We start from the raw sequence: 24,653 nt of genomic DNA on the forward strand, positions 1-24,653 counted from the left end.
GCGCACAGGCCGCACCCCATTACAAAAGAAATCCGCCGAAGTTCCCCCCGGCGGCCTTCCTTGCGTGCTATGGATTTATTCATCAGCTGCACGTGTCAGCCTCGCAATGAAGAAGCCGTCACTGTGTGCATACTGGGGCAGAATCTGCACGCCTCCGTTTACCGGATTCCACTTTTCCATCTCGGTTCCGGTCCAGGCAGAATCCACGGCCTGGTATTCAGGATGGTGCTTCAGGAAGTCAGCGACCATAAGTTCGTTCTCTGCCGGCTCAATCGTACATGTGCTGTAGACCAGAACGCCGCCCGGCTTCAACAGCGGTGCAACCCGGTTCAGTAATTCTCGCTGCAGCCCCGAGATATCTTCGATATCTTCAGGCGATTTGGTCCATTTGACATCCGGCTTCCGGCGAATGACACCGAGACCTGAGCAAGGTGCATCCAGAAGGATCCGGTCGAACGAAGCATGAGGATAACGCTCATCCAGATCCAGTGCATCTCCGGTTACTGCGTCGATACAGCTCAGACCCAACCGGTCTGCCTGATCCATGATAAGCTGACGCTTATGTGCATGCACGTCATTGGCAATAATCCGACCACGGTCCTGCATTTTCTCGGCCATATGAGCTGTCTTACCGCCGGGAGCTGCACAGCAATCCAGTACAATTTGACCTTCTTCAGGTGCGACCGCTTCCGCCACAAGCATGGAACTTTCGTCCTGTACTGAGAACAATCCATCCCGATACCATGACGTTAATGCCATATTCCCACCGCTGCGTACAAGAATGCCGTCAGGACTTAACCGGGAAGGCTCTACCACTGCACCCGTGCTTTCCATCTCGTGCATAAGCTTCTCACGTGTGGTCATTGTCGTATTTACCCGGACACTCACTGCCGGTGGTTCATTATTGGCCTTGCAGATAGCTTCTGCTGTCTCTTCACCGTATTGGCCGATCCAGCGTTTAACCATCCACAGTGGATGAGAGTGTTCCAGTGCGATGCGCTCAGCAGCTGGCAGATCATTCGGAATCCGCAATTCATCCCGGTTACGGATCATGTTGCGCAGAACGCCATTGACCATACCCGAAATTCCCTGGTGACCCAGTTTCTTCGCCAGATTGACGGCTTCACTGACAACAGCATGTTCCGGAATCCGATCCAGATACAGCATCTGGTAGACGCTGATCCGAAGGAGACTTCGTACCCATGGCTGGAGCTTGGCCATTCCTTTGGCTACAAAACGTTCCAAGAAATAATCAAGCGTGTTTAGTCTTGCGATTGTTCCGTATACCAGCTCGGTTGCCAGCCCCGCATCAGCCGGACTAAGCTCCGCCTCTTTCAAACGTCGATTGAGCTCCAGATTACTGTAGGCTCCATCCTGCTCCACAGCACTTAGCACTTTCACTGCAAGTGCGCGTGGAGAAGTTTTGGGTCGTTGAGAGCGCGAAGCTTCTCCCGAGGTTCGAGAGCCCCCAGCGGTTCTGGAACCACTGGGTTTCCCTGGATTCGGGCGTCGGTTCTGTTTAGCGTTACCTCTGCTCGGACTGTCTACGGATCTGCCGGATCTATTCTCACTCATCGTAACACCGTGCCCGGTTTCAGCGTACCGCCGCGGCCAAAGTCAGCCGCCTTCATCGCTTTCTTGCCGGCCGGCTGAACTTCAGTCAGCCAGAGTGAACCGTCGCCGGTCTGTACCTCGATACCGGATGCATTCAGCTGCAGCACCGTACCTGGCTCAGCTTGTCCTTTGGCTCCGGTCTCTGAAGCTCCCATTTGATTGGGATTAGCAGCAGCCCATACTTTAAACACCTGCTCGTCCCACATCGTAAATGCACCAGAGAACGGAACAAGACCACGGATCTGGTTATAGAGCTCACGGGATGTTCGATTCCAGTCCATTTTCTCGTCTTCTCTAGTCAGGTTGCGGGCATACGAAGCTTCGGCTTCATCCTGAGGGACAGCCGTGGTTTCCCCTGCAATAAGACGGGGCATTTCTGCCTGCAGCAGCTTGGAGCCTGCATCACTGAGCTTCACAAACATGGTGCCAGAGGTGTCCTCATCCGTAATTGGAACTTCCACACGTGAGATCATGTCCCCAGTGTCCAAACCTTCTGCCATAAACATCAAGGTAACTCCCGTTACGGACTCCCCGTTAATAATGGAGCGCTGAATTGGAGCACCACCACGATATTTAGGCAAAAGCGAACCGTGCACATTTACACAGCCTCGCACAGGCATATCCAATACGGCCTTCGGTAAAATCTGCCCGAATGCTGCAGTCACAATCAAATCAGGCTTCCACTCAGCCAATCTGGCCACGGATTCAGGATCACGCAGCTTCACCGGTTGAAATACGGGCAGGCCATGGCGCTCAGCCGCAGCCTTAACAGGCGTTGGCGTGAGCACTTTTTTGCGGCCTTGCGGTTTATCGGGCTGGGTGACTACCCCCACCACGTTATAACCCTCAGCGATGAGCATATCCAGAGAAGGAACAGCAAATTCCGGGGTACCCATAAAAACAATATTCAAATCCATCACTCCTTAATTACGTCGCGGTCCAGTCTGATCGGCTGCAATTTCGTATACCTTCTCAGCGATATCCGTGAAGAGTACGCCATCCAGGTGATCAATCTCGTGCTGGAATGCCCGGGACAACAGACCGCTGCCTGTAATAATCAGTTCATTGCCTTCACGGTCCAAGCCTTTAACGGTAACTGTCTCAAAACGGCGAACGTCGCCGTTAATACCTGGAATACTCAGACAGCCTTCCGGCCCAAACTGTTCGCCTTCACTTGCGATGATTTCAGGATTGATCATTTTGATGAGGCCCTGTTCATCCCCGGCATCAATGACAATCAGGCGTTTCAAAATGCCTACTTGAGGGGCTGCAAGACCTACTCCTTCAGCGTCATACATGGTATCTGCCATATCATCCAGCAGTTTTTGTACATTGGGTGTTACTTTTGTAACTTCCTTGGCTCTTTTGTGAAGCACCTCATCTGGTTCTTTAACAATAATACGAATCGACATGTTGTAAGCACCTTCCTAACCCAAATCTCATGTTGGGTATCATTCTTTTGATTATCGTTTGCTTTGTTTTTAATCTATGTTTATACCGCTTGTTCACATCCACATTTTGCTCTAATCATTTCCCCAATTTTTATCACACGAAGTGTCCATGGAAAACGATGCATCATGCTTACATTAACATTTGCGGGTCTACATCCAAACTAATGAGCAGTTTTTGCGCCTGAACATCATCGTCCATGCGCCGGGCTGTCTCCAGGGCAATTCCGATAGCGTCTACATCCCCCCGCCATTTTATCATACATTGGAATCGGTATCTATTCTTGATCCGGGGAATGGGCGAGGCTACAGGCCCTAGCACGTCGAAGGCATCGTTGCTGAAACGGTCGAGGCTTCCCAGCCAGCCTGCTGCATTGGCACGTTCTTTCAACAGACGTGTGTAATTTTCAGCCAGCCGTATTAGTACAGGCAATTGCTCATGCGAAAAGGTCACCAGAATCAGGCGGCAATACGGCGGATATTGCAGATTGCGGCGGTGAAGCAGTTCCTCACGCACAAAAGAAACATAATCATGCTGGCTTGCATGTCCAATGGAATAGTGCTCCGGCGTATAGGACTGCACAAAAACCTCACCAGGCAATTGATGGCGCCCGGCACGGCCCGCTACCTGGGTCAACAGCTGGAAGGTCTTCTCGGCAGCCCGGAAATCGGGCAGGTTCAGTGCCGAGTCTGCCGTGATGACACCAACCAGGGTAACATCGGGAAAGTCCAATCCTTTGGCAACCATCTGGGTACCAAGCAGCACATCCGCTTTTTTCTCCCGGAACTGCTTCAGAAGTTTCTCATGCGACCCCTTCTCCGTCGTTGTGTCCACATCCATGCGGATTACACGTATTCCCGGAAACAACTTGGCCAGTTCTTCCTCCACTCGCTGCGTACCTGTACCAAAGTAACGGATATGTTCACTGCCACATTCCGGGCACACCTCGGGAGCAGCTTCCGCATACCCGCAATAGTGACACCGAAGATTGTTTGAACGCTGGTGATACGTCAGTGAAATATCACACTCGGGGCAGCCAGCTACATAACCGCAGCTGCGGCACATGACAAAAGTGGAATAGCCTCGGCGGTTCAATAGCAAAACGGTCTGCTCCCCGCGTTCCAACCGTTCCTCCAGTCCCTTGTGCAGAGCCCGGCTGAACATCGAACGGTTGCCATCCTTCAACTCTTCGCGCATATCAATGATCCGCACATCCGGCAGATTGTTGCCAAGCGCCCGAGTAGGCATTTCCAGCAGCAGCGGGGCAAAATCATCATTGCTCTGCGAACGTGCGGCATAGTAACTTTCCAGCGAAGGCGTAGCGGAGCCCAGGACCACGACAGCCTGATGCTGCTGTGCTCTTTTTACAGCTACATCACGGGCATGGTATTTCGGCGTTTCTTCCTGTTTGTAAGAGGTCTCATGCTCCTCATCCATAATAATTAGACCCAGTCGGTCAAATGGAGCAAAAACAGCGGAACGTGCGCCAATGGCAACCTTTACTTGGCCTTCCCGGATTTTGCGCCATTCATCATAACGCTCTCCACCCGAAAGACGGCTGTGCATAACGGCAACCTGGTCTCCGAATCGTCCTTTAAACCGCTCAACCATTTGTGGTGTGAGGGCAATCTCAGGCACAAGAACAATCGCCTGCCGATCCTGCTCAATACATTGCTGGATCGTCTGCAGATATACTTCGGTCTTACCGCTGCCTGTTACACCATGTAGCAAAAAGACGCCATGGCGCCTTTCCTGTAATCGGCCATTTATTTTATCGTACACATTCTGCTGCTCTGCGGTAAGAGCAAGCGGTTCAGTGGCGCGAAACTTTCTGCCCTGGTAAGGGTCACGAAAGACTTCCACGTCTTCCGTTACCAGCAGCCCTTTCTCCTCAAGCCCTTTGACGGTAGCCGCAGACACTTGAAGCGTGGCCAGCAATTCTTTCATCGGCATCGGCAGCAGCTCTTTCATTTCCAGCAGAAAAGCAAGAACCTCCTTCTGCCGCTGTGCCTTAGCGGGGAAAGATGCAAGCGCCTCCTGCGTCGCAGCCGCATCTACCGCCAAATCCACTGCCTTCATCGTTTTTTTGTTCAGCTTGTCCTTGATTGCCTGGCTCTCCAGCAATACACCGCCAATCAGAAGCTTTTTGATCAACGCTGCATGATTGGGATATTTACGGCTCAATTGCTGCAAAGGCACCTGTCCCCGACTTTGAACAAAACGTATAATGTCCTGCTGCACCTTCTCGGAAGTGGACTCCTCTCCCCACACGAAGAGGACATCTTCATCCGACGATGCTCCGGCCTGCTGTCCATCCAGTGCATCCCCAATAGAGATATATCGTTCTGCTTTACCTTTCAGTGCAGTCGGCACCATGACCTGCAGCGATAAAATGCGGTTGCTGGCATATCGCTCACTCATCCACTCCGCGAGCTGCACCAGATCTTCTGACAAGGGGGGAACGATGTCCAACAGTTCCTGAATAGGCTTCAACTTGAAGGATTCTGTTCCGGTACGCGGTACAAGATCAACCACAAATCCCTGCACGGTTCGATGTCCAAAAGGTACACCTACCCGACTGCCAATCTCAATCCAATCACGCATCGATTCCGGCACCAGATAATCAAAGGGCCGATCGGTCTGTTTCACCGGAACATCGACAATAACCTTGGCGATCTCCATATTTAATTCCTCCCGGCAATGCGCTCCGCCGCAATCGCAAGCAATCGGTGAGCTATGTCCTCCTTAGACATCACCTGAAGCTCTTCCACCAACCCTTCACGGTCATATATATGAACCGCATTGGTATCTGCTCCAAATCCGATACCCGGTCGGGCAACGTCATTGGCTACGATCAGATCACAGTTTTTCCGTTCCAGCTTCTCCCTTGCGTACATCTCTACAGAATGGGTCTCTGCGGCAAAACCAATTAGAAATTGATGATTCTTTTGCTTCCCTAATGTTTCAAGAATATCTATATTTTTAACAAGTTCCAGCGATAGCGTATCGCCTTTCTTTTTTATTTTCTCCTCATGTACTTCCTTGGGACGGTAATCGGCAACTGCCGCAGCCTTAACGACAATATCAGCATGTTCCCAGTGACTCGAGACCGCTTCGTACATATCCTGGGCAGACTGCACCCGAATCACTTCCACATTTGTTGGCGGCTGAACTTGTGTATTGCCCATAACGAGCGTAACCTCTGCTCCCAAATCACGTGCTGCTGCAGCTATAGCAAATCCCATTTTGCCGGATGAGTCATTGGTAATATATCTGACAGGATCAATACGCTCGATCGTCCCTCCGGCCGTCACGACCACTTTTTTGCCTTTTAACAAGGGGGACTGTTGTTTCAAGCCCGGTTTGGCTGCTGCCTGATCTTCAAAAAAACGTTCAACCACCTCAACAATTGTCTCCGGCTCTTCCAATCGCCCTTTACCCACGTATCCACATGCGAGTTGTCCTTCACTAGGTTCAATCATCAGTGTTCCTCGCTCGGAAAGCAGACGCATATTGTGCTGGACAGCTGGGTGATCATACATATGAACATTCATGGCAGGTGCGATCATTACCGGGGCAGTCGTTGCCAGCAGTGTTGTGGAGAGCATGTCATCGGCCATGCCATGTGCCATTTTGGCAATAACGTTAGCTGTTGCCGGGGCAACCAGAACCAGATCAGCCATATCGGCCAAATGAATATGTGATACAACCGATGGCTCACGCTCATCGAATGTATCACTGTAGACTACATTTCGGGTCAACGTTTGCAGCGTTAATTCGGTAATAAACTGTTTGGCAGAGTCCGTCATAATGACGTGAACGTCCGCCCCTTTTTGCACCAGTCTACTGCATAATGTAGCCGCCTTGTATGCGGCTATGCCGCCAGTCACGCCAAGTACGATTTTTTTACCGTTCAACATGGTTATTTCCCCCGATATATACGACGTATAAACGATGAATAGAGAAAAAAATAACAACCTCGCGGTTGTCAAATAAGTCCGGCTTGCGCCGTATGCAGTTGAAGAGCAGCCGCAGGCGGCTTACTCTTCTTCCTCTTCGTCCTGTCCTTTGATGACAACGAGATGATCACCATAAATTTCTTCGAGTGCAACGCCAACCTGTTTATGGGATCTCGCATTTCTCAGATCCGTTTTTTCGCCTTCACGAAGCTGTCTGGCCCGGCGGGAAGCAGCAACAACAAGAGAATACTTGCTGTCGACTTTGTTCATCATTTCATCAATAGAAGGATACAGCATGTTTACAAAACACCTCTTTGCATTAGTATAATCCCTTCGACCCGCCCAACAGAATGCAACCATTCAGTCGTTCACATGAACCGAACTTCGTCTGACCATCTATAGATATATGTCAGCAGTTCTCCGAATAATTGCATCCTGCGGCAGCCAAAAAAATTATTTATTGATCTTACAATGTTCGGCGATAATAATGCTTTCTATTCGTTTGCACGCCAAATCAATCTCGTCATTAACGACTGCGTAATCGTACTGCTCCAGCAGACTAATCTCATCCACGGCTACGGACATCCGGTGATCAATGGTTGCCTGACTCTCCGTACCGCGTCCCTGGATGCGATCTTTGAGCTCGTCCAATGAAGGAGGCAGCAGAAATACAAAAATCCCTTCCGGGAACTTCTCTTTTACTTTTAACGCGCCTTGAACTTCAATCTCAAGAATGATGTCGCGGCCTTCGTTAATCGTTTTCTCCACAAAGTCACGTGGTGTTCCGTAATAGTTACCTACATATTCTGCATGCTCCAGCAGCTGGTCTTCAGCAATCATGTTCAGGAACTCTTCATGACTTCTGAAGAAGTAGTTCACACCATGCTCTTCACCCAGACGAGGCTGGCGAGTCGTTGCAGACACAGAATAGATCAACTCCGGCACACGTTTGCGCAAAGCGCTGCATACTGTACCCTTCCCGACCCCAGATGGGCCGGACAACACTATCAGTAATCCCTTAGACATATTACACTCCATTTTATTCGTCGTTGTCATCATCTTTCGAAGAAAGACGATGGGCGACCGTCTCAGGCTGAACCGCCGACAGAATGACATGATCGCTATCCGTAATAATCACGGCACGAGTACGTCTTCCGTACGTTGCGTCTATCAGCATATGACGATCTCTTGCCTCTTGTATAATTCTCTTGATCGGCGCCGATTCCGGACTTACGATGGATATAATCCGGTTCGCCGATACGATGTTACCGAATCCAATGTTAATGAGTTTGATTGCCATAATCAGGTTCTTCCCCCTATACATGCGACTCTCTTGCCGAAATATGGCCGTTCATTCGATATTCGCCGCCTGCTCGCGAATTTTCTCCAGCTCCGCCTTCATCTCGACAACACGGTTCACCAGAGCCAAATGGTTGGCTTTTGATCCAATCGTATTGACTTCCCGATTCATCTCTTGAATAAGAAAGTCTAACTTGCGGCCTACCGGCTCTTCACTCTTCAGCAGTTCCCTGCTCTGTCCGAAGTGGCTGAGTAGACGCGTAAGCTCCTCCTCTATGTTAGAACGATCGGCAAACACAGCAATTTCCATACCCAATTTATGCTCGTCAAAAGGGAAAGAGCCTTCCTCCTGCATTTCCGTAAGCCTTTGTCTTAACTTGTTGCGGTAATCTGATACCACAGTAGGTGCAAGAGCAAGCATCTCGGTATGCAGCGACTCCAGACGACTAATCCGCCGTTCCAGATCACTGGCCAGATGAAGACCCTCACGCGCGCGCATTTGCTCCAGACTGGACAAGGCCTCTTCCAAGCTCTGCTGCAGCACACGCTCCCATTCGTCCTTCTCTTCCTCCGGAATTGAACTCGTTCCATCGGAATGAACCATGACATCCGGCAATGAAAGCATGTCCATAATGCTCGGTTTGCCCTGCATCCCAAAGCGGGATTCCAGCTGTTCTGCTGCCTGCAGATAGGCCCTGACTGCCTGCTCATTAAGCACGGCAGGAAGAGCCTGATCTTCATCTTTTTCTTTCATTACATAAACATCAATCCGCCCTCGCTTCAGCCGGCTCTGTACTCTTTTCCTCAATCCGTCTTCATAACATGTCCATTCTTTTGGCATGCGCATCATCACTTCACAGTAACGATGATTGACGGATTTGATCTCCAATTGTACCTTGAAGCCTCCAAAATGAAAGGCAGATTGACCGTATCCGGTCATACTGAATGACATCGGCATCACATCCGTTACACTATTGTAATTGATTATTAGGGTTGAAACAAGTAGGACATTGGTGCTCGGACTTCTCCCATACATATTGGGTCAGTTCGGCAGTCATGCCGTAGAACATAAACGGAGTCATCAGGTAGATCCCCTTGAAATGGGCTGTTGCCACATCCAATAGCTCTTTGGCAATTTTTACGCCCATTGCCCGTCCTTCTTCTCCTTCGAGACCAGCCATGCGAGAACGAACTTCATCCGACAGCTGAATGCCTGGAACTTCGTTGTGCAGGTATTCTGCATTTCGTCCACTTGCCAGCGGCATTACACCAACGAAAATAGGCACTTCCAAATGTTTGGTCGCCTCATGCATGGCTACGATCAATTGCGGGTCATAGACAGGCTGAGTCATAATGTAATCGGCTCCGGAGGCAATCTTTTTCTCCAGCCTCTGAACCGCCTTATCCAGATGTTTCACATTCGGGTTAAACGCTGCTCCGATGACAAAACCTGCCTTCTGTTTAAGCGGTTTGCCGGAGAACGCTACACCGTCGTTCAATTGCTTGATCATACGTATAATTTCAAATGAAGTCAGATCGTATACGGAACTGGATCCGGGAAGATCACCGAAACGCGCTGGATCACCTGTAACCGCAAGCACGTGGTTGATACCGAGAGCATCAAAACCCATCATGTGTGACTGGGTCCCAATAAGATTTCGGTCACGGCAAGCAATATGTACAAGCGGACGTAAGCCCGTACGATCCTGAACGAGATGTCCCAGAGCCATATTGCTCATGCGGGTTACCGCCAAAGAGTTGTCAGCCAGTGTCAGCGCATCCGCACCAGCGGCTTTCAGTGTTTCGGCACCTTTCATGAATTTGGCAATATCCAGGTCACGAGGCGGGTCGAGTTCAACGATAACGGTGTGGCGCTGTTTGACCAGATCCACAATGGTCGGCTGTCCACCACGGCCGGACCGTTCATCCACATTTTCATGCAGTACGATACGCGGTTTTGCTTCTGTTGGGTCAGGCAGGACGATGGGTGCTGCAGTGTATTCGGAAAGAGCCTGTGCGATTGCCGCAATATGATCAGGCGTTGTACCGCAGCATCCACCGATAATACGGGCGCCCAGATCGGCGAATTGCACCGCGGTCTGCCCGAAATATTCCGGTGTGGCACCATAACGGAACTGGCCATCGACGTAGTCTGCCGCCCCCGCGTTAGGGTAAACAGACATCGGAACTCCGATTCGCCCGGATACGGTTTCCATGGCACGCATAATTCCGTTTGGACCAGAACGGCAGTTAAATCCAATCACGTCCGCACCCTGCTCACGCATGATCCGGAACGCTTCCGGCATCGTGTATCCATCCAGCGTATGTCCAATATCCTCAACTGCAAACTGCCCAATCACCGGCAGATCACTCAGCTTGCGAGCCTGCAGCAGGGCGATATCCATCTCTTCGATATCATAGAAGGTTTCAAGCAGAATCCCGTCAACTCCTTCTTCAAGCAGGGCAAAAATCTGCTGTTCGTAAAAACGCTTCAGTTCGCTTGTCGATACATTGGTCCGCTTGCCTCCACGAATGGAACCCACGGCCCCTAGAACGTATCCGTTTGAACCGGCGACCTCCTTGGCAATGCGTGCACCTGCACGATTGACTTCCGTCACTTTCGATTCCAGTCCGAACTTGGACAATTTGTCATAGTTGGCAGAGTACGTATTGGTCTCAAATATTTCAGTACCCGCTTCCAAATAACGACGATGCACATCTGCTACCACTTCAGGTGAGACCAAATTTAATTCTTCGTATGAAATTCCAACCGGGAAACCCATTTGGTACAGATATGTTCCCATCGCCCCATCTCCAATGAGAACTCGTTCCTGCAAGACACTCCGCAAATCCGCCTTCATCCCTTTTCCCCCCGCCTAGCTGATCATTTCATACTAATGTAACACAAAAGCCGATCAATAACGTAGAAAAACACAGGTTTTCCATGAAATTCAGTCAAAAAAAGAGGCCCGAAGGCCTCTTGGCTTAATCTGTCATCTTATGATGTGACTCCCTTGAAAACAACCTCTGCCGGTCCGGTCATATACACATGATTGTCAGCTTCGTTCCACTCAATATGCAGGTCCCCGCCTTTGAGGCTAATAACTGCCGTACGATCCGTATGTCCGTTCAATACGGAGGATACAAGCGTTGCACAAGCTCCGGTCCCACAAGCCAGGGTCGGACCCGCACCGCGTTCCCATACACGCATATCGACGAATCCGCGATCACGCACAGTGGCAAACTCAACATTGATCTTTTTCGGGAACATCGGATGAACTTCCAGCACCGGCCCCCAAGTCGAGAGATCAAAGTTCACTGCATCATCTACATAAATGACAGCGTGGGGATTTCCCATCGAAACTGCCGTGAATTTGAACGCCTGTCCGTTCACTTCAATAGAATGATCCACTACAGGATTAGCATCTACCGTTGTCGGAACCTGAAGCCCGTCCAAAATAGGCTCGCCCATATCTACACGAACGGTTGCCACTTTGCCGTTAAGTACATTAAGGGTTACCGGCTGCACACCAGCGCCGATGGTTTCAATTGTGATGTGCTCCGATGTTACATGACCATGGTCATAAACATATTTCGCTACACAGCGAATCGCGTTGCCGCATTGTTCCGCTTCCGAACCATCGGAGTTCATGATGCGCATCTGAAAATCCGCCTTCTCCGAAGGCAGTATATAAACGAGTCCGTCCGCACCGATGCCGAAGAAACGGTTGCACCATTTCACAGCAAGCTCTGCTGCATCAGCCGGAAGCTGTTTCTCTCCAAATACAACGATAAAGTCGTTGCCAAGTCCGTGCATTTTTGTAAATTCCATATCCTTGCCCACTCCTTTTGGCAGTCTGCTGCCAAAGCGTTATTCTTGCCTGTTTACACAAAAAAGCTATCCTGCAAAATGTCGAAGGCTTTCGCCCCGAATCATTTTGAGGATAGCATAACGAAAACGATAAGGAAATGCTATTGATTTTATGCCGAAAACTTTGTACTTTTCGGTACGAAGCTTCCAGGACCCATCCGGCGACGGTTACGACGGCCACCCCAGACACTGCCTGCCCCCATCAGGAACGTTGGGATACCTGCGGCAACAATGGAAATGGCCCATTCACGCATGCCGAGCGGTACGGTTTTGAAGATCGGCTGCAGCGGTTCTACGTACATCACAACCAGCATCAGCACGACGGACGAGATCACTGCAAGAACCAGATATTTGTTCTGGAGCGGATTCCGGTGGAAAATGGAGCGCGAACTCCGGCAGTCAAATACATGAATAAGCTGAGCCAGAACAAGTGTTGCAAAAGCCACGGACTGTGCCTTGATAAGCTGACCCGGTTGATCCGGAGCTGCTTGAAGAGTAAGCCAGAACGCACCTAATGTACATAATCCAATCAATACACCGCGGCTGATGATTTTCCACCCAAGTCTCCGGGCAAAAATATTTTCCTTGGCGCCGCGTGGCTTGTGCTCCATCAGGTCTTTCTCCGGCTGATCCACACCCAGTGCCATGGCCGGCAGGCCATCTGTCACGAGGTTCACCCACAGAATCTGGATGGGCACGAGCGGCAGCGGCAGTCCCATCATCATCGCGAAGAACATCGTCAAAATCTCGCCCACGTTGGAAGCAAGCAAGTACCGAATAAACTTCCGAATATTCTCATATATATTACGCCCTTCTTCAATCGCGGCTACAATAGTAGAAAAATTATCATCACTGAGAATTAAGGCAGATGCCTCTTTCGTCACATCCGTACCTGTAATTCCCATCGCAATCCCGATGTCCGCCGCTTTGATCGCTGGTGCGTCGTTGACACCGTCCCCTGTCATCGCTACGACATGGCCTTTACGCTGCAGGGACTTTACAATCCGGAGCTTGTGCTCAGGTGACACCCGGGAGAAGACATAGATGCCTTCCACCTGTTTATCCAGCTCATCGTCCGTCAATCCTGCAAGCTGCTGCCCGCTTAACGAACCTCCGCCCCGCGGAAGAATGCCCAGCTGCTGGGCTATCGCCTCAGCAGTAGTCCCGTGGTCACCCGTAATCATGACCGTCCGGATACCTGCTCTACGGCAAGTTGCAATCGCATCTCTGACTTCTCTCCGAGGCGGATCAATCATGCCTGCAAGTCCAACGAATACAAGCTGATTCTCGGCAGCCTGTTCGTCATCCACTTTTTCCTCAGGGCGTACTTCACGATAAGCCATCCCCAAGACACGCAGGGCTGCTCCGGCCATCTTCTCGTTTGCAGCCATCACTTTCTGTCTCAACGTTCCGGTGAAGGGCACAACTTTGCCTTCCCATAAAATATAGCTGCATTGTCCGATCAACACATCAGGGGCACCCTTGGTGTAGACCATGCGGCCTCCCTGATGCTGGATAAGGACAGACATTCGTTTGCGGTCCGAATCGAACGGGAACTCCTGTTGACGTACATATAACTCTTTGAGACCGGCAGGAGTAAGACCCATTTTGGAAGCCAGGGTGACGAGCGCTCCTTCGGTTGGATCGCCTTTCAGCTCCCATACGACGCCATCCTCCTTGATCGCCTCCTTCTTGCCATCCTTACCCTTTTTCTTATTGCGTTCTTCCGAAAAACTTTCCACAATACTCGCATTGTTACATAACGCACTGATCTGAAGCAGTCTTCGCAGCGTCTGATCACTCTTCAGCTCCACCGTATGGCCGTCTTCCAGCATCTGTCCTTCCGGTGCATACCCGTCCCCGGTGACTTGGATACTGCGACCTTCCAGCCATACATCGGTCACTGTCATCTTGTTCTGGGTTAATGTCCCTGTCTTGTCCGAGCAGATCACGGAGGCACAACCAAGTGTCTCGACAGAAGGTAATTTTCGCACAATGGCTTTGCGCTTAATCATTCGCTGCACACCCAGCGCAAGTGCAATCGTGACGATCGCCGGCAAACCTTCAGGTATGGCAGCCACCGCCAGACTGACACCAGCAAGGAACATCCCAATCGCCGGTTGTCCATGCAAAATACCAGCTACAACAACCATCACGGTAAGTCCCAGTGCGACAAAAATGAGTATTTTGCCCAGTTGCTCCAAACGATGCTGAAGCGGCGTCTCCTGTTCCTCGGTATTTTGGATAAGATCGGCAATTTTGCCCATCTCGGTATCCATGCCTGTCCGAATGACAACGCCCCTGGCCGTCCCGCGGGTAACCATGGTGCCCATAAATCCAATGTTTTTCTGATCGCCGAGCGGTACGGCATCGTCTGCAATGGGGTTGCAGTGTTTGCTTACCGGAACCGATTCTCCAGTGAGTGCTGATTCCTCCACATCCAGACTGTTCGTTTCCAGCCATCTTACATCAGCCGGGATGCGATCTCCACTCTCGACAAGGATGATATCTCCAGGCACCAGCTGTTTGGCAGCAAGCTGCACTTCCTGACCGGCCCGAACAACTTTGGCAAGAGGTGCGGACAGCTGCTTCAATGCGCGGAGGGAACGCTCAGCCCGAAATTCCTGTACGAAGCCCAGAATGGCATTTAACACAATAATCGCCACAATGGTAACGGCATCCAAATATTCTCCGAGCAATCCGGACACCAGTGTTGCCCCCATCAAAACGAGCACCATAAAGTCCTTAAATTGGTTAAGCAGCAGTGTAATTGGGGATATACGTTTTCCTTCACTCAGCTCATTTGAACCGGCGAACTTCCTCTTCTGCGCAACAGCTTCATCCGTCAATCCTTCCTCCAGACTGACGTCAAGCGTGCTGCGAAGCTCTTCTACGCTTAGTTGATGCCACTTGGTCTGTTCCATGCTTCAAGGTTCCCCTCCCAGTCTATATTTCCTGTAAAAGACGTTCATACAGCTGCTCGTGATCGCTAACAGGCAGCTGTATGTCACGCCGGACAAACTACCTGCTCTATATGTATTCGGACAGGACCCCAATTAGCACCCGGATGGTGAATCCTTTCCCTGATGGACAGAATAGGCTAAAATAAAAGTCTGCGGTCATAACGCAGTAAAAGCCGAGTTATCTTATGCAAGAAGGCAAGTGACAAACGAACTGCAACCGGTTCTGATTTCTACATATTCCAGTTGTGTGTTTCAGTTATAGATAGAGAGGAAGTTGAAAAATATGGCATTGGACGGCATTGTTACACGAGCCATCGTACACGAACTGCAGGGCTGCAAAGGCGGCCGCATTAGCAAAATTCATCAGCCTAACGGCCATGATGTCGTACTGACCCTTCGTGCACAACGCGGGAACAGCAAATTGCTGATATCGGCCAGTCCGACGTATCCCCGTGTGCACTTTACGGAGAAGACATTCTTAAACCCTACAGAAGCACCAATGTTCTGCATGCTGCTGCGCAAGCACTGCGAGGGAGCCATTATAGAAGAGATTCGTCAGATCGGCATGGAACGGATCATCCACATCGACGTTCGTCAACGCGATGAACTCGGTGACGTATCCGTAAAACGAATCATCATTGAGCTCATGGGGCGTCACAGCAATATCGTATTGCTCGACCCGGTTACGGGAACGATTTTGGACGGTATACATCACGTTACCCCTTCCATCAGCAGCTATCGGGTCATCATGCCCGGCTTTTCCTACACTGCTCCGCCAGAACAGCACAAAGTCAATCCGCTGGAAGTGAACAGCGCTGTATTCCTCAAGGGTTACTCTGAAACGGAAGAAGAGGCTGCCCGCTGGCTTGTGAATTCCTTCAGCGGCCTGAGTCCGCTGATCGCAGGCGAGATTGCTGCTCGTGCCTCTAATCGTGACAATGGAGACGCGTCGGCCGAGGCGAACACCCTCTGGAATGCCTTTGATTCTGTGATGGAACCTGTGAGAGAGAATAACTACACCCCTATCACAGGACTGAATGCCAAAGGGAAAATGATCTTCTCAGCTGTCCGTCTTCAGAGTATTCAGGATGCGGAGAAGACCTACGACACGATGAGCAAATGCATGGAGGATTATTACGGGGATAAAGCCGAGCGGGATACGGTAAAGCAAAAGGTAAGTGATCTGCTGCGTTTTCTGCAAAACGAACGAAGCAAAAACGTCAAAAAACTCGATAATCTGAACAAGGATCTGGTCGAAGCCGATGACGCGGAAAAATACAGATTATGGGGTGAATTGTTATTTGCTTCTCTTCACCAGATTAGCAAGGGAGACAAAAGCGTTGAGCTTGTAAACTTCTATGATGAAGATCAGGCAACCATTACCATCGCACTCGATCCCCTGCTTACACCATCGGACAATGCGCAGCGTTACTTCAAGCGGTACAACAAATATAAGAACAGTCTGGCTGTCATTCATGAGCAGCTTGGCAAAACCAAGGACGAGATCGTCTACCTGGACAACCTGCTGCAGCAGCTGTCCATCGCCTCCATGAACGATATTGAAGAGATCCGTGAAGAACTGGTTCAGCAGGGATATCTTCGCGACCGCAACAAAAAAGGCAAGAAGAAAAAGAAAAACGATCGTCCAACCGTACATCAGTTTACCTCGACTGAGGGGATTGATATTCTGGTAGGCAAAAACAACTTGCAGAATGAATATGTCACTAACCGTCTGGCGTCGGCCAATGATACATGGCTGCACACCAAAGACATCCCGGGTTCACACGTTGTCATTCGCAGCACGGACTTCGGGGAAGCTACGCTGGAGGAAGCAGCACAGCTCGCAGCTTATTTCAGTCAGGCCAAGGAATCAAGCAGTGTTCCTGTGGACTATACCTTTATTCGTCACGTACGGAAACCAAGCGGTGCCAAGCCAGGTTTCGTCATCTACGATCATCAAAAAACACTATTTGTGACGCCCAATGAAGAGTTGGTCAAAAGCCTGCCATCCTCCATCAAAAACGGATAGGCCGCTGGTGCAACCATAAACAAAATGACACTAAAAGGCCCAGAACAGAGAATATCGTGTTCTGGGCTTTTCAATTTGTGTTATAGTTGGCGGTTTGCCGCTGTCCGCAGTTGTTCAAGCACATCCAATGCTACCGTCTTGCTCCCCAGATCCCCGTGAAAAACAACCCCCTGTCTCACACCGTGGTAATCTGAGCCACCTGTCACAATTAAATCAAATTCATGTGCCAATGCGGCATACCTGTGTTCCTCTTCAGGGCCATGGTCGGAATGAAATACTTCAATTCCGTCTGGACGGGACTGCTCAATGATCCGGCGAACCAGTTCATCATCTCCATAGAGACCCGGATGTGCAATAACTGCGGCTCCCCCTGCCTCTCTAATCCACTGACAGGCATCTTCAGGAGCGACACGTGGAACCGATACGAAGCCTGGCTTACCTTCCGCCAGATATCGATCAAAAGCATCCCTCATATCGACAGCATAGCCTTTGCTGACCAGGACATCAGCCATGTGCGGTCTGCCAATGCTCTCATCCGGCTCCAGAGGACGTCCCAGCCCCTCAATAACTTCCTCCCAGCTGATATCAAGACCAAGCTCCTGCAGTTTGGCAATAATGCGATGATTGCGTTCCTCCCGTGCATCACGAAGTCCATGCAGCCGCTCCAGCAAGAGTTCATCCTTTATATTCATATAATAACCCAGCACATGGATGTCTTTGCCTCCAGCGCGGGTACTGATCTCAACGCCGGCTACAACCTCGATACCACATTCCAGGCCTGTCTGCTGTGCCTCTGCCACACCTGCTACTGTATCATGATCCGTGATTGCAACGGCTGACAGTCCCTTTTGTTTGGCCAGCCTTACATTTTCGGCAGGTGACTGCATACCATCCGAAGCCTGACTATGCGTATGAAGATCACAGCGTCCGTTAGGTTGATCCATTAACAACATCTCCTTGCTACATGGTTGTGTTCACGATTACTTAATTCCTTTATCCATCATTTCTTCCGCTCCTGTGTTCTCCTGCTGTCTCAAGTAGTTCAAGAAAGCTACTGCAGATAGAGGGAGCAGGGAAGACTTCAAATGAATGGCATAGAATTGTCGTTTGAATGCAAGTCCGCGGATCTCAACAATATGCACGAGACCAAGTGCTAATTCATGCTGAACGGATGAAGGAGATAGCATGGTAATACCCACACCAGCTTCAACCGCCGATTTCACTGCACCCGTACTTCCAAGCTCCATCACGACATTCATGTCCTGCGGGTCAATGTTTTTCTTCTGCAGCTGGTCTTCCATGACCTGTCTTGTACCGGAGCCCTTCTCCCGCAGTACAAACGGATATACCATAACCTCTTCCAGCTCCACTTCCCCGCGATCGGCGAGCGCGTGACCTGCCGGAACAATCAGCTTCAATTCGTCCTGCATCACCGGTTCCACAATCATGTCGGGATGATGGATCGGGGCTTCGATCAGACCAAAGTTCAACTGGTGTTTCAAAATATCGTCCATAATTTGCGTTGTATTCATCACTTTCATTACGATCGAGATATCGGGATATTGCCTTGCAAAGGGACCAAGCATCCTCGGTAAAACATATTCGCCAATGGTCAAACTGGCACCGAGCTGTAATCTCCCCTGAAGCATCTGCGTGAATGCCGACATAGCTTCATCGGTCTGCCTGACCAGTTCCACGCTCCGCTTGGCATGCGGCAGCAGGGTTCGCCCAGCTTCGGATAATTCTATCTTCTTGGTTGAACGGTGCAGCAGCTTGGTGCCAAAATAGTCCTCCAGTGATTGAATCTGCATCGTCACTGCAGGCTGAGTCATATGTAAGGCTTGCGCAGCTGCTGAAAAACTCCCCTTTTCCGCCACGGTGTAAAAAATATGCAACTGATGAAAATTCATATCTTCGCCCCTCTTCTGTACACTTACTTCATTGTAGCCGATTTCTTGAATTCCAACAAAAAAAGCATGCAGCTTGTCTGCATGCGATGTAGCTTGAATATATCATGGCTAAAATCTTAAATGTTTCTTCTGAATTACCTATGCTTCCGACTGTTCTTCACCAGAGTCATTCGTCTGGAATGCCTCAACCAGGAATAATACGATTTCAGGTCACGGAGCTCAATGGTCTCTGACATTCGCCCCAAAAAGGTAACTACAATCATCTTGTGAAGAGGATTGCCGGCGATGTCATATTCACCTTCAAGCTCGGAAAATTCCGCAACCACTACCACATCCTCGTCGATGAGGTAGACGTCCTGCTCATTACGGTAGTATGGCGTAATACGGTCCTGCTTCAGACACTCCCATAACCAAGCCGCAATATGGTCATCATCATTACGTGTGGGCTCAATACGGTCTGCATACCGCATTTTGGCATGATGGGTAATGACGATGTCAGCCACTTTTTTGTCTCCAAGAGCTACGAAAAACGGCTCGTAGGTGCTCCAACGTTGCATCACCTTATCACGCATGGGAATCACTCTCCACCAGATAGGACTTTCTATCTATTTATTACCAAATATATTACAACATAAGTCCCGCAAGCTCAAGGCGTAAGTTCAGATTTTTTCACAAAATCCGTTTTGTGCCTAAATCTTTATAAAAGTGAGCAAAAACCTATGATGACCAATAACCTTCTCTCTATACTAATCTCTTTTTAAAAGAAAAGGAACCCGCGATATGCCGGATTCCGCAGAAGGTATTCAGTTTCTCACATCTACCTATAACACATGTCGTCCTGCGCCGAGCTCGACATCCATCGTTCTCAGCAGCTCATGTGACGCATCACATTTGTATTCCCAGAACATCAATCCCGCGAGATCCTGTTCCAGGATATATCGGCATTTGGCCGTTACTGATTCCGGATCGTCGTATGAAATGAGCGTGTTGCCATTAAACAAATAAGGTGCCTTCGCTTCATCATCCCAATACCGGATATATCCATTAAGGTCAATATATTTCTCGCTTAACTCTGTATAATCCGGACCGTAGCCTCCGGTCGTCTCAGCCATCTGATGCAATCCGTTGTTACGGTCAGGCACCCCCTCCCACATTCGAGAGTAAAATGCCGCACCAATGACGATTTTATTTCGGGGTACACCCGCCTTTAGAAACATGCGTACGGACGCATCCGTGCTAATCCGGTATAAATCACCTGTCGCAGTATAGAGGTTGGTATGGTGTCCAGTCAGCACCTGAAAACCTCCACGCATGTCATATGTCATCAGCTGCACATAATCAAGATACTGCTGTACCTGATCCATTTCCGTACCGTCAATGTAGTACTGGTCAGCACCGGCTGCAATCGTCAGCATGTAGTACCGATCATCTTGCTCACCTTGCTTCGTCAGAGCTGCCCTCATCGTTTTTAACAAAAGTGTAAAGTTAACTCTGTCCTCTGCAGAGGCAGCAATACCCGCCTCCCCATAGCAAGGGTACTCCCAATCCAGATCAATCCCGTCCAGGCCATAGGTAGTCACTGCCAGAACAGCTGATTCTGCGAGCTTTTGTCTTCCTTGCTCAGTCGCAGCTGCCTCCGAGAATCCGCCTGCACTCCAGCCTCCCACAGACAAAATCATTTTTAAATCCGGGAAAGCTTTCTTGATCATGGGAATCCGATCCATATGCTGCAGATGGCTGGTCTGAATGATACCTTCCTTTATATGACCAAAAGCGATATTGATATGCGTCATCCGGCTCAGCTCTGCCTCCGGTACATTATGCAAATCTCGATGTCCGACGTATCCAATAATCCATTTGGGGTTCATAGGCTGCCTCCTTCATGTTGGAATGGTTCACTGCGCTGTCCGGCCAGCTGCGAGCTTACCTGAATGGCTTCCTTCACGGCACCAATCCGATATCCCGATGAGACATAACGAATCTGATAAGCCTCATCCAGAACAACCAGATGGGGGTACCCTGACTCTGTCGCTCCAGAGCTGCGGAACACCTCGGGCAGTGAGGCAGGTGTTGCCTCGCCTAACCGGACTTGTGACGGCAGCATCTCGAGCTGTGGGGCCTTCAAGGACTTCCCCGTAACTGATGAGCCAGTAATCAAGATAACCGGTATATTCCGTTCCATTATTTCTTGCCTCAAGTCAGCAATTTCCTTCAGCAAATGCATGGTCGGTTCGCGGTCCGGTTCAATCCAGGAAAGAAGTATGCCTGAGGCCGTTCCACTTACGCTACGCTCGAGTGTAGATACGTTCTTGTCCTGCCATCGCAGTTCCATGTGTTTATCCACCGTTCCAAGGACAGGAATTTCTTCATCGGCGCTGCGGAAGGTTACGGCAACACAAGACTCTTCTCCTTCGTTCAAATTAAAATAGGTGAATCGAGCTCTTACCGTGCCGTTTTTCAAACGTACGCCTGTCGTCATGCGATAGGCTCCCTCCTCTGCTGGCAGAGGCTCGTCAAACAGCTTTGTCTCTTTATAAGGAAAATGCAGGGTCACGTATTTCCCCTGAACAAGACGAGCAATGGAAATATTCTCATAGTAGGAAGCCTCCGGCATGTTTCCTCCTGACTGGTTTTGCACAAGACGAATGCTTCCCATTCGCTGCTTCCCCTTTTCTTTATTACCAAGATTCGCGAAGATCCAGGACCCTTTCTGCCAATACTGCGGCTTGCGTTCGCTTGTATGCAAACGGGATGGGATGCCAAGGCTGCGACAGAGGGCAACAAACAGGATCGCCAGCGATTCCTCGTCCCCGGCCATGATCCGAAAGGTTCCTGCTGCTGTACCTTTTCCTTTCAGATTGGGCAGATCCTCCCAATGAGTGAACTTTTCCTTGAGTGCCTCAGCAAGAAGCGAAGGCTCTCTCACCATTGCGTCTCTCTCATCTGAAGCAAACGCGGCTCGGAATTGTTTCCTGTACGGCCCAAGCATTTCAAAGGCAACACGCGGACATAACAAATAGGGAATAAACAAGGTATCCGGGAGCATACCACGCAGCGGAAGCGAATAAGCCAAATGCTCATGCAGGACCGGACGGAACGTATCAATCAAATCTTTACTATTCAGCGACTCCAGCAGCAATAACGGCCATTGCCCGTGCTCAGGAGAGCTTTCCCTGAGAAACGCGGCAATTTCATGGCTATTTCCGCGCGCCTTCTGCATGACGTCCCATACCCTCGCCTCCGGAAGGTTTAGCTCGTGAGATAGATCGATGCTCTCCTTATGGGTTACAAACGTTGCTTCATACGCAGTCCGGATGTACGTCCCTTCCGACAAACGCTGCTGATGGAGCGACTCCGCTTCCTCTGTTAATGCCGGGAGTTCCTCTCCCACCGTCTCAGGCGGAGGAACCATTTCGAAATCAATTACTCCGCTCTCCTGCTCAGGTTGATTTTGCAGATCCAGCACGAGTTCCAATCGGTCTGTTTGGTCAATCGTGATCTTATGCTCCCGCCACCGTCCCTGATATACCACCCGGATGAGTAGATCTCCATGTCCCGTTTTGAAGACCACTTCTCCGTCTTCATTCGTTAATAACTCCGCAATCGGATAGAATTCGGCCATGTTATACAGCTCAAATCGCACGGAAGCACCCTCCACTGCCACTCCCGCCAGATCCTTGACCGCTACGGTCAGCTCCTTCGTTGGAGCGTAATTCTCCAACAGATTCAGCTCGGTGTACCATTCGGTTGCCAGTGTCACATCCTCTGGACCATGGTAACCACCCAGTACTCTCGTATTCATCAGCATCGACCGACGGGCAGGAGGCGTAAACCATCCCTGGTTCAGCCTGGCCTCCGGTTCACAGGCGCCGATATAATGCCAGGTTCCGTCAGCCCACGCTTCCACCCAGGCATGATTGTCGTCACAATGCGCCCAGCGAGGAGTGTATACCTGACGGGCAGGGATACCAATACTTCGCAGTGCGGTCACTGCCAGTGTTGATTCTTCCCCGCAGCGCCCCCTTGCACTCCGAATCATGGTGAGCGGCGAAACCGTCCTAAGGTCGCTGCCAGTATAGACTGCCTTTTCATGGCACCAGTAGTTGGCCTCCAGAATCGCGTCTGACATCGTGAGCGACGTGATGCGACCCGCCAGTTCTGCGTAGAAGATCGCTCGGCAATCCTCAATATTCTCCGTATTCACCCTGCATGGAAGCACAAAGTGAAGGAACAAATCATCCGGTACCCGCTGCCCCCATGGAACCTCCCGCCGTATTCGCAGAGTTGATCTTACGTGATTTAAAAACAGTGCACCCGGAACATCTGCCACATCCTGAAGCGGACTGTATGCATACACAAACTTGAGCGCCCACTCTTCTTCTACGGTCAGCGGCTCCCTAAATACCGAAAAGATCTCGTCAGCCTGTGCCTGGACAAGCTTCTTTTTGATACGGAGTCTATCTTCAATCGATTTCATTTCTTCGGGAGTAAGCGAAAACGCCGACGTTTGCACACTCATTTCGTATCCCTCTCTTCCCACAGGTTCCCGTCCTCGCGAATGAACCATCTTCCGGTCCCATCCGCAGTCGCAGCTGAAATTTGAAATAGGCTTGTAGCAGCATAAACCTCAGGATGAATTTCCACTTCAGAAATCCAGCCGAGCAATGACAGATCTTGCGTAAACGTTCCATTCTTTTCTCTGTAATTACGCTGCAGATAATATAGCTTTCTTAGCTCCCATTTAATCCGTTCATCCTGTGGCAGCACAAAATCGTCATGACCATCCTCACCCGCAAACACAACATAACCCCACAGTTCGGGATAATGCATATTCACCAGTCCCATCGGCGACCAGACCCAGTTGTCCTCGGGATATGGCTTACCGGTTGCGGGATCCATTATTTTGCGGTAATTTCCATCTACCACTTCAGTCTGCCATTCTACCCGTGAGAAATTGACTCTCCAAAATTCACCCGGCAGGGGTGCCCGCTTTTCCTTGGCGCATTCCTTCAGACTGGTCCACGGGATCGCAACCTCCACAGACCATTTCCGGTTAATCCCTTCGGGATGATTCAACTCGCCGTCAATATACACGGCTGTCTTCAATCCTTTTAAATCCCAGCTGTCCAGCGGTGGGCCTCCGTCCCGGTATGGCTTGATGAGGAGCAGGTCCCATACCGTATTTAGCGCATTGATCTCGAATTCGTAATAACCGTGGCTGTCCCCGTCAGGATCAATAAAAATTTCAAAGTCATTATCATAAAAAATGACAGAATCCCGCTCCGTCAGCGTTGCCCAGATCTGATCTTCCCAAAGCTCGGCACCAAAATAAAAATATTCATCATCCCATAGCATTTTCACCCTTGTATCCTTGGCCGGAGCAGGACGAAGATTCCCTTCAATATCTACGAACTTGTCCGTCCATTCCGCCTGATCCCAAAAAGGCTTATCCAGCCTTCCGTCAAGCTCCAATCCACCTGCTGCACGATGGCAAATGTAGTGTTTCGGCTGATAAATATCGATATGTGGTATAGGCACGCCACTTAGCATCATGTTGAT

19 protein-coding genes are annotated in these 24,653 nt (G+C 50.1%); 1 reads left to right on the forward strand and 18 read right to left on the reverse strand.

Annotated elements, in window-relative coordinates; translation table 11 throughout:
* Nucleotides 1-75: 75 nt before the first annotated feature.
* From rsmB to AC3RCI_RS20065, 12 genes are all read right to left on the reverse strand, one after another.
* Nucleotides 76-1,575 (reverse strand): 16S rRNA (cytosine(967)-C(5))-methyltransferase RsmB, encoded by a 1,500-nt coding sequence (gene rsmB / locus AC3RCI_RS20010; RefSeq protein ID WP_492526088.1) that lies wholly within the window; start codon nt 1,573-1,575, stop codon nt 76-78.
* Nucleotides 1,572-2,531: a methionyl-tRNA formyltransferase gene (gene fmt / locus AC3RCI_RS20015; protein ID WP_170948185.1), complete on the reverse strand. Its 960-nt coding sequence runs from the start codon at nt 2,529-2,531 to the stop codon at nt 1,572-1,574. The genes rsmB and fmt overlap by 4 nt, the downstream gene beginning before the upstream one ends.
* A gap of 6 nt (nt 2,532-2,537) precedes the next feature.
* A complete protein-coding gene (gene def, locus AC3RCI_RS20020; protein ID WP_095290270.1) occupies nt 2,538-3,026 on the reverse strand; it encodes a peptide deformylase in 489 nt (162 codons plus the stop codon).
* A gap of 169 nt (nt 3,027-3,195) precedes the next feature.
* Nucleotides 3,196-5,745, reverse strand: a complete 2,550-nt coding sequence (gene priA, locus AC3RCI_RS20025; protein ID WP_492526090.1) for a primosomal protein N' — start codon at nt 5,743-5,745, stop codon at nt 3,196-3,198.
* A 2-nt stretch (nt 5,746-5,747) separates the two neighbouring features.
* Complete coding sequence (gene coaBC, locus AC3RCI_RS20030; protein WP_492526092.1) at nt 5,748-6,983, reverse strand: bifunctional phosphopantothenoylcysteine decarboxylase/phosphopantothenate--cysteine ligase CoaBC; 1,236 nt, start codon at nt 6,981-6,983, stop codon at nt 5,748-5,750.
* A gap of 120 nt (nt 6,984-7,103) precedes the next feature.
* Nucleotides 7,104-7,319, reverse strand: a complete 216-nt coding sequence (gene rpoZ, locus AC3RCI_RS20035; protein WP_095290265.1) for a DNA-directed RNA polymerase subunit omega — start codon at nt 7,317-7,319, stop codon at nt 7,104-7,106.
* Nucleotides 7,320-7,475: 156 nt separating this feature from the next.
* The gene (gene gmk / locus AC3RCI_RS20040) at nt 7,476-8,048 is read right to left on the reverse strand and encodes a guanylate kinase (RefSeq protein ID WP_090901057.1); all 573 of its coding nucleotides are present in this window, start codon (nt 8,046-8,048) and stop codon (nt 7,476-7,478) included.
* Between the two features lie 13 nt (nt 8,049-8,061).
* Complete coding sequence (remA, locus tag AC3RCI_RS20045) at nt 8,062-8,322, reverse strand: extracellular matrix/biofilm regulator RemA (RefSeq protein WP_006209218.1); 261 nt, start codon at nt 8,320-8,322, stop codon at nt 8,062-8,064.
* 51 nt (nt 8,323-8,373) lie between these two features.
* Nucleotides 8,374-9,273: a YicC/YloC family endoribonuclease gene (locus tag AC3RCI_RS20050; RefSeq protein WP_336780638.1), complete on the reverse strand. Its 900-nt coding sequence runs from the start codon at nt 9,271-9,273 to the stop codon at nt 8,374-8,376.
* Nucleotides 9,274-9,292: 19 nt separating this feature from the next.
* Nucleotides 9,293-11,182 carry a bifunctional homocysteine S-methyltransferase/methylenetetrahydrofolate reductase gene (locus tag AC3RCI_RS20055; protein ID WP_492526094.1) on the reverse strand — a complete coding sequence of 630 codons (1,890 nt, stop codon included), beginning with the start codon at nt 11,180-11,182 and terminating at the stop codon, nt 9,293-9,295.
* A gap of 137 nt (nt 11,183-11,319) precedes the next feature.
* A complete protein-coding gene (dapF, locus tag AC3RCI_RS20060; RefSeq protein ID WP_492526096.1) occupies nt 11,320-12,153 on the reverse strand; it encodes a diaminopimelate epimerase in 834 nt (277 codons plus the stop codon).
* Between the two features lie 149 nt (nt 12,154-12,302).
* On the reverse strand, nt 12,303-15,116 hold the full coding sequence (locus AC3RCI_RS20065) for a calcium-translocating P-type ATPase, SERCA-type (RefSeq protein ID WP_492526098.1): 2,814 nt from the start codon (nt 15,114-15,116) through the stop codon (nt 12,303-12,305).
* Between the two features lie 322 nt (nt 15,117-15,438).
* On the opposite strand from AC3RCI_RS20065, the gene AC3RCI_RS20070 reads away from it, so the two are divergent.
* Complete coding sequence (locus AC3RCI_RS20070; protein WP_492526100.1) at nt 15,439-17,184, forward strand: Rqc2 family fibronectin-binding protein; 1,746 nt, start codon at nt 15,439-15,441, stop codon at nt 17,182-17,184.
* Nucleotides 17,185-17,264: 80 nt separating this feature from the next.
* Here AC3RCI_RS20070 and AC3RCI_RS20075 read toward each other — a convergent pair whose 3' ends face one another.
* The 6 genes from AC3RCI_RS20075 to AC3RCI_RS20100 form a co-directional block, all read right to left on the reverse strand.
* Nucleotides 17,265-18,128 carry a PHP domain-containing protein gene (locus AC3RCI_RS20075; protein WP_336780633.1) on the reverse strand — a complete coding sequence of 288 codons (864 nt, stop codon included), beginning with the start codon at nt 18,126-18,128 and terminating at the stop codon, nt 17,265-17,267.
* A gap of 36 nt (nt 18,129-18,164) precedes the next feature.
* Nucleotides 18,165-19,094 (reverse strand): selenium metabolism-associated LysR family transcriptional regulator, encoded by a 930-nt coding sequence (locus tag AC3RCI_RS20080; RefSeq protein ID WP_492471511.1) that lies wholly within the window; start codon nt 19,092-19,094, stop codon nt 18,165-18,167.
* A 134-nt stretch (nt 19,095-19,228) separates the two neighbouring features.
* A complete protein-coding gene (locus AC3RCI_RS20085) occupies nt 19,229-19,666 on the reverse strand; it encodes a hypothetical protein (protein ID WP_095290252.1) in 438 nt (145 codons plus the stop codon).
* Between the two features lie 249 nt (nt 19,667-19,915).
* Nucleotides 19,916-20,962 (reverse strand): glycoside hydrolase family 18 protein, encoded by a 1,047-nt coding sequence (locus AC3RCI_RS20090; RefSeq protein WP_492526102.1) that lies wholly within the window; start codon nt 20,960-20,962, stop codon nt 19,916-19,918.
* Nucleotides 20,959-23,613: a transglutaminase domain-containing protein gene (locus AC3RCI_RS20095; protein WP_492526104.1), complete on the reverse strand. Its 2,655-nt coding sequence runs from the start codon at nt 23,611-23,613 to the stop codon at nt 20,959-20,961. The genes AC3RCI_RS20090 and AC3RCI_RS20095 overlap by 4 nt, the downstream gene beginning before the upstream one ends.
* Nucleotides 23,610-24,647, reverse strand: a complete 1,038-nt coding sequence (locus AC3RCI_RS20100; RefSeq protein ID WP_492526106.1) for a carbohydrate-binding family 9-like protein — start codon at nt 24,645-24,647, stop codon at nt 23,610-23,612. Before AC3RCI_RS20100 ends, AC3RCI_RS20095 begins: the two co-directional genes overlap by 4 nt.
* Nucleotides 24,648-24,653: the final 6 nt, after the last annotated feature.

This window comes from Paenibacillus sp. MT124, from assembly GCF_058792755.1.